Source organism: Leclercia sp. LSNIH1, assembly GCF_002902985.1.
GTDB lineage: Bacteria > Pseudomonadota > Gammaproteobacteria > Enterobacterales > Enterobacteriaceae > Enterobacter.
The window spans coordinates 2427299-2440410 of sequence record NZ_CP026167.1 but is presented as its reverse complement, the minus strand read 5'-3'; the positions used below and the strand labels follow the sequence as shown (position 1 = coordinate 2440410).

Below are 13112 nucleotides of genomic sequence, written 5' to 3'. Positions count from 1 at the left end.
AACTACTTAAACCAACCCCCAAACCATTCGTGGAATTTCATCATGACGAAATCCCACATCCGGCCAAAGAAGCCCCCCTCTTCCACCGCCTCCATCACAATCAGCGGACGCTGTTCGATGGATTTGCCGTTCAGCTGGAAGTCGATGGTGCCGACCACCTGGCCTTTCTTCAGCGGCGCAGTGAGCTGTTTGTCGGTGAGGGTGTAGCTGGCCTTCAGGTTTTTCAGCTGGCCGCGCGGAATGGTCACGGAACCGCTCTCCCCGGCGCCGAGTTTAACCTCGCTCTTGTCGCCAAACCAGACGCGCTGGCTGACAAACGTCGCATCCGGCTTGATAGGGGTAACAGTTTCGAAGAAGCGGAAGCCCCAGGTCAGCAGTTTTTCCGACTCGTTAAAGCGGATGCGGTCGGTTTTGGTGCCCAGCACCACTGAGATCAGACGCATATCGCCCTGGGTCGCCGACGCCACGAGGTTGTAGCCAGCCCCCGCCGTGGTTCCGGTTTTCATCCCGTCAACGTTAAGGTTGCTGCTCCAGAGCAGGCGGTTACGGTTCGGCTGGCGGATTTTGTTGAAAGTAAACTCTTTCTCTTTGTGGATCGCATACTCTTCCGGCACGTCATGAATCAGTGCCTTACCGAGCAGGGCCATATCGCGGGCGGTACTGAACTGGCCCGGCGCATCCAGACCGTGAACGGTTTTAAAGGTGGTGTTGGTGAGGCCCAGTCGCTGGGCATAACCATTCATCAAACCAATAAAAGAATCCTGACTGCCGGCCACATAATCGGCCAGCGCGATACAGGCATCATTTCCTGACTGAATGATTACCCCTTTGTTCAGGTCAGAAACCGCCACCTGATCGCCAGGCTTCAGGAACATGACCGAGGAGCCGCGCAGCGCCGGGTTACCGGTCGCCCAGGCATCTTTACCGATGGTCACCATGTCGGTGAGCTTGATTTTTCCCGCTTTCAGCGCCTGCCCTACCACGTAGCTGGTCATGATTTTGGTCAGGCTTGCAGGATCAAGTTTCTCGTCTGCGTTGCCCTCGGCCAGCACTTTACCGCTGGCGTAGTCCATCAGTATCCAGGCGCGCGCATCAACCGGCGGTGCCTCTGGCGCCGCCTGTTCCGCTGCGTACAGCGAAGGTGCAAAAAGGACCAGCAGCGCACTACCTGCTACCAGACCACGTAAATATGAAGTTTTTCGCATCATGTTGCCACCCGAATGTCCATTCCAAAAATCACGTCATACCGCCGTGTCGCAAGAAACGTTGATTAATAACGTACTAATGGCTTTAAAAAAACTAAAACCTGGTAAACTTTTTTAAAGTTTACGCAATTACAATCCGATACGCTTTGACCCCATCGATTTTTTTCGCCTCTGTTGCGTATTTGTTAGGTTTATCCCAACATGGAAGCCCTACACACGGATCTCATCCTGATATCGGCTTTAATTATAAGGGGTTATTATGATTACTTTGTGGGGCCGGAACAATTCAACGAACGTCAAAAAGGTGCTCTGGACGCTGGAAGAGCTCGATTTACCCTTCAACCAGATCATGGCGGGAATGCAGTACGGGGTGAATAAAGAGGCGGAGTATCTGGCGATGAATCCCAATGGCCTGGTACCGCTGCTGCGCGATGACGAAACCGATCTGACGCTGTGGGAGTCCAACGCTATTGTGCGCTACCTTGCGGCGCAATATGGACAGAACAGGCTGTGGATCGATGCCCCTGCGAAGCGTGCCGTGGGTGAGAAGTGGATGGACTGGGCTAACCAGACGCTCTCGCCCGCCCACCGGGTGATCCTGATGGGGCTGGTGAGAACCCCGGAAGCCGAACGTAACTATGCGGCGATTAACGCAGCAAAAGAGAGCTGCGAATCCCTGTTCGCCATGCTGGATGAGGCTCTCGCGACACAACCGTGGCTGTCGGGCGATGCGTTTGGCGTAGGTGATATCGCCGTCGCACCCTTTGTCTGGAACCTCACCAACGTTGATCTTGAGTGGACGCCGCGCCCCAATCTGGCGCGCTGGCTGACCAACCTGAGCGAGCGACCGGCATACCGCAACGTGGTGATGATCCCGGTCAGCTAAGCTATGTCCCGGACGGGCTGACCTTCAACAGTTGCCCGTCCGACTCATCGGTCAGCACGTATAAATAGCCATCCGGCCCGACCCGCACATCGCGCACCCGCTGATTGCGATCCCCCAGAATACGCCCCTCTTCCGTCACGCGATTGCCGCTAACGTTCAGCACAATCACATCCTTGTCTTTCAGCGCGCCGATAAAGAGTTTGCTCTTCCACTGCGGGAAAACATCGCTGTTGTAGAAGGCCATGCCGCTGAGGGCCGGGGACTGCTTCCAGACAAACAGCGGCGGCTCGGTGCCTGCCACCTGCTCGCCTTTGGCTTCCGGTATCGGCAATCCGCTGTAGTTGATGCCATGCGTCGCCAGCGGCCAGCCGTAGTTTTTGCCCTTTTCCGGAATGTTGATTTCATCGCCGCCGCGTGGGCCGTGCTCATTAAGCCACAGCGTATCGCTCCACGGGTTCATCGCTAACCCCTGCGGGTTACGAATGCCGTAAGACCAGATCTCGGGTCGTGCGCCCTGGCGGTTTACGAACGGATTATCGTCCGGTACGGCCCCCTGGTCAGTAAGACGCACCACTTTGCCCTGCAACTTGTCCAGATCCTGGGCGGTGGGCCGCTGATTATTCTCCCCCAGGGCGATATAGAGATAGCCTTTCCCGTCGAACACCAGCCGGCCACCAAAGTGATTGCCGGTGGAGAGTTTTGGCTGCTGGCGGAAGATCACCTTGAAGCCCTCCAGCCGGGTATTGTCGTCGCTGAGACGGCCATACCCTACCGCCGTGCCCGCTTTACCGTCATCCCCCGCTTCGGCATAGCTCAGCCAGACCCGGCGCGACGTGGCAAAATCAGGGGCCAGCGCCACGTCAAGCAACCCGCCCTGGCCGTTAGCCCAGACCTTCGGCACGCCGACGATGGGGTCGGAGAGCCCTTTGCCCGCCTGCCAGCGCTTAAGCTGCCCGCCTTTCAGGGTGATCAACATCCCCTGATCTTCCGGCAGGAACGCCAGCGCCCACGGATGATCGAGTTTATTTTGCAGTACCGAAACCTTCACGTCGGCTGACGCGGCAAACAGCGAGGCAGAGATCAGTAACAATGGCAGGGAAATAAGCGAGGATCGACGCATAATGCACTCCTTTACAAGGTATGACTTAAAGGTAGCCACTCAGCGCAGGGGCATTATCACTTTTACAAAAGCTTAAGCAGTTGGGGGAGTTGCCTCCCCCGGGGTCAGCTCCGAATCAGCGGTGTATGCGATTTCAGATACTGGATGCAGAGAGTGAGATCGTTCAGACAGCTTTCCAGCTTCTCTGCGTTGACGGCGATGAACGTCGGGCAATCATGGTTGCCGGTCATCATACAGACGCCTGCGGTGGTGAGCGAACCGGCGGCACGATAGAGCATCGCCTGCTCCTCAGCATTGCAGTGCGCCCTCAGTTCAGGCGCTTTTTCACGCATGTAAGTACAAAGTTCAAAGAAATTGTCACGCAGATGGTCGCTTTCGCTGACTGACATATACCCCTTCGCTTTCCTTAACTGCAGATAGGCCGCGAGATCGATTCGGGCGTTGATCATCTTGTTAAGAAGATCGCGTTTTAGTCTGTCAACGGACATGCTTTTTCCCCCCTTGTCAGCCTTAGTACACTCTTAGATTATGTCTATTTTTTGCGCAGTTTAATGCGTCAGGTCAATAATCCACGGCGGATGACTGACATTTACAATGTAAAATTGTTCCGGATGGGTATCGCCAAAAACAGGCGGACCCGCAGGCGCTTAAATCCTTATTCTTCTTCCAGTGCGCAATATCAGGCTACCTGCGTCTGCCGCTGCACAGATCGCTATAAATTCGCCGCGGAAATCTGTACAATCCCTGCCCTGATAACTCCATAACTGACTACTTTTTAATCTATGAGCAATGTTACGCACCAGCCGAAAATCGGCTTCGTCTCTCTGGGCTGCCCGAAAAACCTGGTGGATTCCGAACGTATCCTGACCGAGCTTCGCACCGAAGGCTATGACGTGGTACCAAGCTACGACAACGCCGATATGGTGATCGTTAACACCTGCGGCTTTATCGACAGCGCCGTACAGGAGTCTCTGGAAGCCATCGGTGAAGCACTCACCGAAAACGGCAAGGTGATTGTCACCGGTTGCCTGGGTGCCAAAGTCGATCAGATCCGCGAAGTCCACCCTAAGGTGCTGGAAATCACCGGTCCGCACAGCTATGAGCAGGTGCTGGAACATGTGCACCACTACGTGCCAAAACCAAAGCACAACCCGTTCCTGAGCCTGGTGCCGGAACAGGGCGTGAAGCTGACCCCGCGTCACTATGCGTACTTAAAAATTTCCGAAGGTTGCAACCATCGCTGCACCTTCTGCATTATCCCGTCGATGCGTGGCGATCTGGTGAGCCGTCCGATTGGTGAAGTGCTGGCCGAAGCCAAACGTCTGGCCGATGCGGGCGTAAAAGAGCTGCTGGTGATCTCCCAGGACACCTCCGCCTACGGCGTGGACGTGAAGCACCGTGCCGGCTTCCACAACGGCGAGCCGGTGAAAACCAGCATGGTCGGCCTGTGCGAACAGCTCGCTAAGCTCGGCATCTGGACGCGTCTGCACTACGTCTACCCTTACCCGCACGTGGACGACGTGATCCCGCTGATGGCGGAAGGCAAAATCCTGCCGTATCTGGATATCCCGCTGCAGCACGCCAGCCCGCGCATCCTGAAGCTGATGAAGCGTCCTGGCTCCGTTGACCGCCAGCTGGCGCGCATCAAGCAGTGGCGTGAAATCTGTCCGGATCTGACCCTGCGCTCCACCTTTATCGTCGGCTTCCCGGGTGAAACCGAAGAAGATTTCCAGATGCTGCTCGATTTCCTGAAAGATGCCCGTCTGGATCGCGTGGGCTGCTTCAAGTACAGCCCGGTTGAAGGCGCGACCGCCAACGAACTGGCGGATCAGGTGCCGGAAGAGATCAAAGAAGAGCGCTGGAACCGCTTCATGCAGCTGCAACAGCAGATCTCTGCTGAACGTCTGCAGGAGAAAGTGGGCCGCGAGATTCTGGTGATCATCGACGAAGTGGATGAAGAAGGCGCCATTGGCCGCAGCATGGCCGACGCCCCGGAAATCGACGGTGCGGTCTACCTGAACGGTGAAACGAAGGTGAAACCGGGCGATATCGTGCGCGTGAAGGTTGAAAATGCTGACGAATATGACCTGTGGGGCAGCCGGGTTTAATCACACAGCTACATAGATTAAGGGGACGTCACGTCCCCTTTTTTATTGTGATTAATACTCAAACTGCCGGTAATAACGGCGGATATCCAGACTGTGGCCGGTGTAATGCTCGAAGTGGGCGGCAAGACGGTCCACCAGCAGGGTTGAGATGACGCACGGCGCCAGCAGCCAGCGGAACGCATCGTCAATGCCCGCCAGGGTGTAATCACGCGGATCAAACACCACCAGATTATCGGTAATTTTCGCCGCGAAACGTTCGACGCGGTCGTCCAGCGCCCGGCATTTGCCCTCGCCTTTGACCAGGAACAGCGGCACCTCTTTCTCCAGCAGCTCCAGCGTGCCGTGGAAAAACTCCGCAGACGAAACCGATTTGGTACGCTTCCACTGCATCTCCTCCAGAATACACATCGAGAAGAGATAGACTTCGCCCCACATCTCCGCGCCGCCAATCCACATCATATAATCGGCGGTATGGTATTTTTGCGCGATGGCATCCGCCTGTGGATCAAATTGCTTTTTGGCGTTAAGGAGATTCTCAGGTAACAGCTCCAGCTGGCTGGCAAAGCGGTCGTAATCCACGAATTCCCCGTTACGATGCAGTAAGCGGAAAAATACCCAGTAGAGCAGCATATATTCATATTCCACACCGTTTTTGTGCCGCATCGGAATATGCCAGGTGGCGGCATTCGCCAGCGGTGAGTCGCTGTTTTTGGTGATCGCCACCACGCGGATCCCCTGCGCCTTGCACCATTCGGCAATCGCCACCGACTCTTTGGTATCCCCCGATTTCGAGAGGGTAATCACCACGGAATCTTTATTTAAGCGTTTATGTCCGGCATGAATTAATTCTGCCGCCTGTTCAAGGTAAACCGGTATTTCGGTTAATTCCCGGGCGAAGGCGTTAATGGCCATCATCGACGCCAGCGATCCCCCTACCGAGGAGAAAAATAGCGTGCTGAAGCCCTGCTGATAAATATCGTCGGCGACCTGTTCCGCCTGTTGACGCGCAGCAACAATCTCACGAGCACTGGTCAGGTACTCGTCCTGATTAAAACCTAACATAGTTGTTCTCCTGCTATATTTTGCTTTTTAAAACCCGATCGAAGTCATCGAAGATACGCACCGAGAGATCGATGCCTTTGGCGCAGGCGGTACGCCAGGCCAGAATTTGCATGGGGACAATCAACAGCAGCGGCGAGAGCAGATGCGGCAGGCCGCAGTTCAGCGCCAGGGTATTTTCCTGCTCCTCGCCCGTCAGCGTCACCAGAAACGTCTGTTTAACCGCCGGGGCCATATAGCCCCTGAGCGCCCGCAGGCGTGGGTTTGGTGCATCCTCAATAAAGAACATCACATGCTCTGCGTTGGCCTCCAGATAGGGGCCATGCATGTAGGCTTCCAGCTCAAATCCGCCGGACGGCACCCGCACCGTTTCGGTGAACTTGGTTTCGAACTCCTTCGCCACCCCGGTCAGGGCCCCTTCGCCGATGGCAACAAAGCGTGTGCCCTCCCGAAGAATGTGCTGATGGTGCGCGAAAAACGCCTCCGTGCGGGCGATGGTGTCGGTGATGGACGCCGCAATCTGGTGCAGCGCCTTCAGGTAGTCCTGCGTTTCCCGTTCATCAATCTGCTGTTGCGCCTGGGCAAGGGTGAGCGCAACCAGCAGCAGATTGAGCACCGTGGCGCTAAAGCCGCGGGTCACAAACCCCACCTTCTCGATCCCGGTATGGATATCCAGCACACGATCGCAGCGGCGGCCTATCGGGCTATCCGGGTCTGACGTCAGGGCGAACACCGGCAGCCCGGCGGCCTGCACTTTTTCCATCGCCGCCAGCGTCGAGGCGCTTTTTCCGCTCTGGGAGACCACCAGCACCATGTCGGTGTGCGGGTCGATGGCTTCATAATGCACAAAGTTGTACGGCTCCTTGATTTCCACCAGCAGGCCGAAGCGGTGTTCAAAGAAGTAGCGCGCGCACATCGCCGCATTGAGCGACGATCCGGTCGCCAGCACCAGCAGACGGCGTACCGGGTGCTGACGGGCAAAGGCCTCCAGCGATTCGAGATGAGCCGGATAGTGCCGGAGAATATTCTCCAGCGCCGCAGGCTGCTCCTCGATATAGGTCATCATTGTTGGTTGCATCGTTTTCTCCGCTTAAAACAGACCGATCCACGAACCCAGAATGCCCACCAGCGCCATGCCGCCGATGATGGTGAGCGGTTTTACCTTGCGCCCCAGCAGCCAGTAGACAATGCCGAAGCTGATAAGGGGCAGCAGACAAGGCATGATGTTGTCGATGATCCCCTGGACCTCGGTTTTCGCCTCTCCCGCGCCGAAGGAGACAGGGATAGTGATGTTGATCATCGAGGCGGCCATCGCCCCCACCACCATCAGCCCGATAATCGACGCCCCGTAGGTAAGGCTCTCCATCATCCCGCTCTTCTGCACCCGATGGAGCACCCCGGTGCCCAGCACGTATCCCCAGCGGGTAAAAAGCCAGCGCACCAGAATGTGCGGCACGTTAAACACCAGCAGGAACAGGATTGGCCCCAGGATGTTGCCCTGCAGCGCCAGGCTGGTGCCGATCCCGGTGGCGATCAGGCGCAGCGTCCCCCAGAAAAAGGAGTCCCCCAGCCCGGCCAGCGGCCCCATCAGCGACGCCTTCACGTTGTCGATTGCCGTGCCGTCCATCTCGTTTTGCTGGCTGTTTTTCTCCTCCATCGCGGTGGTGATGCCCAGCAGCAGCGTGACGATATGCGGCGTGGTGTTGAAGAAGACCAGGTGGCGTTTTAGTGCCGCCGCCAGCGCGGCCTTTTGTGGATAGAGCTTTTTCAGCACCGGGATCAGGGCATAGACGAAGGCAAGGTTCATCTGCCGCTCATAGTTCCAGGAAAATTCCATCTGGAACGACCTCCAGAACACCCGGCGCAGATCGCGGGCGTTAATCGCGTTCTCATCCTGCGTCTCGGGCAGGGTCTCTTCAGAAATCTTCGTCGTCATCAGCGACTCCTTGATCGGTCGTTGTACGGGGAGCGTTAGGGGCGGTCATATTGACCATCACCACCGCCACAATGGCACCGAGAATGGCGATACCGGTGACGGGTATTTTCAGGTACGCCATCAGGGCAAAGCCGAGGAAGAAGAACGGGGCCACTTTTTTGTTGATCAACAGCCGGGCGAGCATGGCAAAGCCCAGCGCCGGAATGATCCCCGTCGCCACGCTTAACCCGTGCTTAATAAATTCCGGGATGGCATCCAGCAATGATTTCACCGCGCTGCTGCCCACCAGGAATGACACCGTCACCACCGCCGCCAGCATCAGCGACAGACCAAACCCGGCGATAAGGTGCATCCGCTCGATACCGCCGGTATCCGCCTGTTCGGCATAGCTGTCGGCCTTCTGGCTGAGCATGGGGATAAACATGCCGAGATAGACGTTTTTCAGCACCAGCGTCAGGGTGGCGATTGGCAGGCCGAGCAGCAGCGCCGTTTCCGTTCCCGCCCCGGAGGTGATGGCGAATGCCACGCCGAGCACCCCGCCGGTGACCACGTCCGGCGGGATCGACGCCTCCACCGAAAACGAGCCGATAAACGCCAGCTCGAGCGTCGCGCCCATCACCACCCCCGTCTGCACATCGCCCAACACCAGCCCGGTTAACAGGCCGGTGACAATGGGCCGGGAGAGCAGCGAGGTGCCGAGGGCATATTCAGACTGGGCGATAAACGCCACCAGTCCGAGTAAAAGTGCCTCTACCATAGTGAGTCCTCATGAATTACAGCGTTTCGGCTAATAACTGCTTGCGATCGTTCGGCACCTGGCGTATTTCGACTTCAATACCGTTGCCGACCAGTTGAGTAAGTTTTTCTATTTCGTCCGGCAGCAAATTAATGGCCTTAGAGATATTGCGCGCCCCCTCTTTCGCTTTAATGCCGCCAAGATTAATGCTTTTAATACCGTCCACCGCCGAAGCTAAACGCCAGGCATCGTCTACGGACTCCACAACGATAAAAAGATGATATTTATCGGTGACGCCGCTTTTAATGGCTTCAATGGAGTCGTTGATATTTTTAATCACCAGCTTCACCGCGGGCGGTTTTGCCAGCTTGATGGTCGTTTTACGTAATTCATCATTGGGCACACTGTCGTTGGCAATTAATATGCAATCCGCCCCGACATACTGGGTCCAGGAAAAGGCGACCTGTCCGTGTAATAATCGGTGGTCAACGCGTAATAACGTAATCATTATTCTTCCTCTCGATCAGAAGTCTTTATCCGCCTGCAGCGCACTGGCAATAGACTGGTTGCAATACTGAATACTCTCTCTGGAACTGAATAACGCTTCGTGAATTAATTTCTCGCTATCCTGCTCATCCGCTGAAATCAGCAAGCCGATCACCAACGGGAGATTGAGGCCTGCGATCAAATGAAAATTTGGCCGGTGCAAAAAGCGGATAAATTCGTTGTTGACGCTACCGGCAAAAATATCGGTGATCGCAATCACCTCATCCTCTTCGGGCAGGCTGGCGAGTAAGGTGTCTACCTGCTCGGTTAAATCGCGGTTCTCGTCGACGTAGGCGCAGAGCGTATGGATGTCCTGCTGCTTGCCGAGGATCAGCTCAACCGAATCGAGTAACCCGCGGGCAAAGGTGCCGTGACTGGCAAAAATGTAATGTCGTTTCATCCTGTCCTCGAAAGCTCATTCCACTGTGCAGCGATGTGCTAAACAGAGAGTGCAACCCACGTGCCAGAAAAAGTGGCGCGTGGGAGGAGAGAAGGATGGGAGGGTTTAAAACTCTTGATCTGCCTGAATAAATTCCGTATCCAGGGTCAGAATATTGTGGATATAACAGAGCTCGACGACGGGGATTTTGACACTATACCTGCTCTCAATGACACTAAAGGCCTGGCGCAGCAGCGCCAGCTCGCTTTCAGGACACTGTTGTCCGGCATAGGTGGAAGGTGACGCGTTGCGGATGAGCCGCTCGATCAGACAGCTAATGTGCACATAGAGCGCCACCTTGCGTTCGTTTGGTACCTGGTAGCCAGCCAGATGCTCATAGCGAAAGACAAACTGCTCCACCTGGTTAATCACTTTGGTGGTATCCAGAATGGTGACCGACTCAACCACCCGCCGCAGGGAGAAGTTCTTCAGCAGCAGATTGTTAATCTCGTCCACCTGCTCCTGGGTGGCAATGTCACCAAAGATGCGCATCAGCGGTCGCGTCCCCTCCCCGGCAATCAGCGAATCCAGCGAGATCCACGGCACAGCGGGCACCTGTGGATCGAAGGTGCCGACAATCGCCAGTATGTCGTAGCGGTTGAAGGCCACCGTCCGCTCCTGGGGGTCGCTGAGCATCTCGTAATCGCAGGCGATTACCTCTATCCCCAGCGCCTCCGGGATGCTGGCCTTCAGCAGATGACAGAGATTGGCCGCCGCGCCGATTCCGGTGATGCAGGTGGTGAGGATCACCCGGGGTTTACTGGCCTGCGGCCAGAAGATCTGGTGCTCCACCGGTAAATCCGCGCCAACCTCCTGAGCAATCGCTTCAATGTGGTGCCCTTGCAGGATCCGCTCTCCGACATAGAGCGCCATGCTGGTGGAGACGTTATTCACAATCGCCACCGGGGTCGAGAGGCGACGCTGAAAGTGGCTATGGATAGCATTAAGCGACCCCATATCCACCAGGATCATCAGCCCAGACGTCACGGCGTTACTTTCGATGTAGTGCATGACCTGCTGGGCAATCGCCTCCGGCGTAACGTCGAGGGGCATGTCGAAGGATTCAAAAACGGTCTGTTTCAGTAAGCGATTCGCCACGTTAGCAATACTGCTGGCGGTGGCGTAGCCGTGGGCCAGGATCACCGCCCGCGTCACCTGGGATTGACTTACCGCCCCGGCTTTATGCAGCCACAGCACCAGCAGCAGGGCATCGATGCGCTGGGCGTCGATATCGAGTTTTTGCGTCAGGGCGGCGATCATCGCCTGGCAAAAACGGTACAGCTGGGGGTACTTTTGCGCCAGGAAATCATCCAGCAGACGGACACGCTCCTGGCTCAGGGCCGAGAGCCCCCCATGGGCGCGATGCACAAGATAGTGGCTCAGGGCGTAGATCCCATTGCCGTTAAACTGCACGTTAAACTGCTGCTCCAGGCGGTAAAACGCCTCCCGCACCTGCTGGGTGGTGAGCTGCAACAGTGGCGAGGCGGTAGTCTCGCGATGATGGAACACCAGCCTGTCGAACAGGGTTTCGATCTCCTCCCCCATCCGCCGGTGCACATCCTCCCAGTCTGACCGACCGGCGATCACCTCTTCGTACAGGGCCAGCACCTGACACTGGGTGTCATGGATCAATCCCTGGGTCCGGTCGTGGGCGCGGAGCAGCCACAGCAGGTTGGTCTGCGGCGCTATCGTCAGCGGCTCTTCCACTACGGGCGCATCGCTCAGCGTCGGGATGGCAGCCAGCACCTTCTCCGGCAGATCCTGAAGGGTAACGCTAATTGTCTCCTGCCCCCGCTGCCTGGCCCATGCCGCGGCGACCGCATACTTAACCACGTTTTTCAGCTCGCCCACGTTACCGCGATAAAGGACGTGGAGAAGCACCTGGCGCAGTCGGGGCGTAAGAGTCAGGGGAACATCCAGCTTCTTCGCTTCCCGCCAGAAGAACTGAAGGATCAACGCCTCTTTTTCCTGGCGGGAACGCGCGTTAAGGTCGGGCAGCGTGACCAGAATGGGGATACGCCGCAGGAAGGTGGTTAAGAAGGTGCTGTGCAGATCCTCGGTGGTGGCAAAGACCAGCCGGGTGGTGATGGGACGACCCTGGGCGGTTTCCCCCACCCGGTAGATCTCCTTGCGATCGAGCCAGGTAAAGAGTTTCTCCTGGCCTTCGGCATTCAGGCGATGCACTTCGTCGAGAAACAGCATTCCGCCGTCGGCGGCCTCAAAGGCCCCCTGCCTGTCGGTCTGCGCGCCGGTAAAAGCCCCTTTCACATAGCCAAACAGGTTTGCCGCCAGCAGCTCCGGGTTGCTGGCGTACTGGGCGCAGTTGAAGCTGACAAAGGGTGCATCATCCGCCAGTAACCCCTGCGAGATGGCGTAGGCATGCATCAGGTTCGCCATATAGCTTTTGCCGGTGCCGCTCTCCCCGGTGATCAGCAGCGGCAGACCACCATCGGGGTAAAAGAGCGCCGTTTTCAGCTGGGCAATGGCCTTCTTCAGGCTGCCATCATGACCGATCAGCAGCGAAAAGTGATCCGGGGGCGCCTGTTCACTGGTGCCGTCGTTAAGCAGCTGCGCAATGCTGTCGTATTCGTTACCTGACAGAGGGGAGAACTGCTGGCTGAAGGCTTTCTTGTGCAGGAAGTAGACCGGCCGGGTATTGATTTTAACCAGCTCGCCCTGCGCTACCAGCTGGTTCAGATAGTGGCTGGCGGTGTTGCGTTTGAGATCAAACCGCTCTGCCAGATAGCTGGCGGTAAAGACCTCACTCAGGTTTTGCGGGTCAAAAAAATCGGTCTGGTTGGCCAAAAAGCTCAGGATTTCATTACGCATGGCTTATCCCACAACTGGAGTGTCATGGGGATATGATGCCCGCAAATGCGCGGGCGGAGGGAACGCGACGGCGGGTTATGTGCGCTTTTGTGGAGGAGTGCACAGAATGCCAGCGGGGGGAACAATGCCCAGGCCGGGTAGATTTACATCTTTTCTGAAGGCGCCTCGCAGGATTGAATTCTGCGCTATTTCCCTGCTTTAACCGTGCCTGTTTGCGGCGTAGGGTGTTTGTACGCCAATAACATTAA

At 56.6% G+C, this 13112-nt stretch carries 12 protein-coding genes; 2 read left to right on the top strand and 10 right to left on the bottom strand.

Translation table 11 applies throughout. The annotated features are described in order from the left end of the window. Positions 1–2: 2 nt before the first annotated feature. A complete protein-coding gene (dacC, locus tag C2U54_RS12040; protein WP_103178834.1) occupies positions 3–1208 on the bottom strand; it encodes a serine-type D-Ala-D-Ala carboxypeptidase in 1206 nt (401 codons plus the stop codon). A gap of 256 nt (positions 1209–1464) precedes the next feature. Here dacC and C2U54_RS12035 point away from each other — a divergent pair, with 256 nt between their 5' ends. Then, the gene (locus C2U54_RS12035; RefSeq protein WP_103178833.1) at positions 1465–2091 is read left to right on the top strand and encodes a glutathione S-transferase family protein; all 627 of its coding nucleotides are present in this window, start codon (positions 1465–1467) and stop codon (positions 2089–2091) included. A gap of 1 nt (position 2092) precedes the next feature. On the opposite strand, the gene C2U54_RS12030 is transcribed toward C2U54_RS12035, so the two are convergent. After that, positions 2093–3211 carry a PQQ-dependent sugar dehydrogenase gene (locus C2U54_RS12030; protein ID WP_103178832.1) on the bottom strand — a complete coding sequence of 373 codons (1119 nt, stop codon included), beginning with the start codon at positions 3209–3211 and terminating at the stop codon, positions 2093–2095. A 104-nt stretch (positions 3212–3315) separates the two neighbouring features. Beyond that, positions 3316–3699, bottom strand: a complete 384-nt coding sequence (bssR, locus tag C2U54_RS12025) for a biofilm formation regulator BssR (RefSeq protein ID WP_103178831.1) — start codon at positions 3697–3699, stop codon at positions 3316–3318. A gap of 294 nt (positions 3700–3993) precedes the next feature. Between bssR and rimO the strand changes: the two genes are divergently transcribed. Continuing rightward, positions 3994–5319 carry a 30S ribosomal protein S12 methylthiotransferase RimO gene (gene rimO, locus C2U54_RS12020; protein WP_103178830.1) on the top strand — a complete coding sequence of 442 codons (1326 nt, stop codon included), beginning with the start codon at positions 3994–3996 and terminating at the stop codon, positions 5317–5319. A gap of 51 nt (positions 5320–5370) precedes the next feature. Here the strand turns inward: rimO and C2U54_RS12015 are convergent, their stop codons facing one another. The 7 genes from C2U54_RS12015 to C2U54_RS11985 all read right to left on the bottom strand — a co-directional run bounded on the left by C2U54_RS12015 (position 5371) and on the right by C2U54_RS11985 (position 12864). Next, entirely contained in the window at positions 5371–6381 is a 1011-nt protein-coding gene (locus C2U54_RS12015; RefSeq protein WP_103178829.1) for an SIS domain-containing protein, read from the bottom strand. A gap of 13 nt (positions 6382–6394) precedes the next feature. Then, a complete protein-coding gene (locus C2U54_RS12010) occupies positions 6395–7456 on the bottom strand; it encodes an SIS domain-containing protein (RefSeq protein WP_103178828.1) in 1062 nt (353 codons plus the stop codon). Between the two features lie 12 nt (positions 7457–7468). Then, entirely contained in the window at positions 7469–8314 is an 846-nt protein-coding gene (locus tag C2U54_RS12005; protein WP_103178827.1) for a PTS system mannose/fructose/sorbose family transporter subunit IID, read from the bottom strand. After that, positions 8295–9071: a PTS mannose/fructose/sorbose/N-acetylgalactosamine transporter subunit IIC gene (locus C2U54_RS12000; RefSeq protein ID WP_103178826.1), complete on the bottom strand. Its 777-nt coding sequence runs from the start codon at positions 9069–9071 to the stop codon at positions 8295–8297. Before C2U54_RS12000 ends, C2U54_RS12005 begins: the two co-directional genes overlap by 20 nt. Before the next feature lie 16 nt (positions 9072–9087). Beyond that, positions 9088–9558 (bottom strand): PTS sugar transporter subunit IIB, encoded by a 471-nt coding sequence (locus C2U54_RS11995; RefSeq protein ID WP_103178825.1) that lies wholly within the window; start codon positions 9556–9558, stop codon positions 9088–9090. Positions 9559–9573: 15 nt separating this feature from the next. After that, on the bottom strand, positions 9574–9996 hold the full coding sequence (locus C2U54_RS11990) for a PTS sugar transporter subunit IIA (RefSeq protein WP_103178824.1): 423 nt from the start codon (positions 9994–9996) through the stop codon (positions 9574–9576). Positions 9997–10101: 105 nt separating this feature from the next. Next, positions 10102–12864: a sigma 54-interacting transcriptional regulator gene (locus C2U54_RS11985; RefSeq protein ID WP_103178823.1), complete on the bottom strand. Its 2763-nt coding sequence runs from the start codon at positions 12862–12864 to the stop codon at positions 10102–10104. Positions 12865–13112: the final 248 nt, after the last annotated feature.

Bases quoted from the DNA above. Each gene is read 5' to 3' on its own strand.
- C2U54_RS12010 (WP_103178828.1), bottom strand. From the start codon at position 7,456: ATGCAACCAACAATGATGACCTATATCGAGGAGCAGCCTGCGGCGCTG.
- C2U54_RS12000 (WP_103178826.1), bottom strand. From the start codon at position 9,071: ATGGTAGAGGCACTTTTACTCGGACTGGTGGCGTTTATCGCCCAGTCT.
- C2U54_RS12005 (WP_103178827.1), bottom strand. From the start codon at position 8,314: ATGACGACGAAGATTTCTGAAGAGACCCTGCCCGAGACGCAGGATGAG.
- dacC (WP_103178834.1), bottom strand. From the start codon at position 1,208: ATGATGCGAAAAACTTCATATTTACGTGGTCTGGTAGCAGGTAGTGCG.
- C2U54_RS12015 (WP_103178829.1), bottom strand. From the start codon at position 6,381: ATGTTAGGTTTTAATCAGGACGAGTACCTGACCAGTGCTCGTGAGATT.
- C2U54_RS11985 (WP_103178823.1), bottom strand. From the start codon at position 12,864: ATGCGTAATGAAATCCTGAGCTTTTTGGCCAACCAGACCGATTTTTTT.
- C2U54_RS12030 (WP_103178832.1), bottom strand. From the start codon at position 3,211: ATGCGTCGATCCTCGCTTATTTCCCTGCCATTGTTACTGATCTCTGCC.
- C2U54_RS11995 (WP_103178825.1), bottom strand. From the start codon at position 9,558: ATGATTACGTTATTACGCGTTGACCACCGATTATTACACGGACAGGTC.
- bssR (WP_103178831.1), bottom strand. From the start codon at position 3,699: ATGTCCGTTGACAGACTAAAACGCGATCTTCTTAACAAGATGATCAAC.
- C2U54_RS11990 (WP_103178824.1), bottom strand. From the start codon at position 9,996: ATGAAACGACATTACATTTTTGCCAGTCACGGCACCTTTGCCCGCGGG.
- rimO (WP_103178830.1), top strand. From the start codon at position 3,994: ATGAGCAATGTTACGCACCAGCCGAAAATCGGCTTCGTCTCTCTGGGC.
- C2U54_RS12035 (WP_103178833.1), top strand. From the start codon at position 1,465: ATGATTACTTTGTGGGGCCGGAACAATTCAACGAACGTCAAAAAGGTG.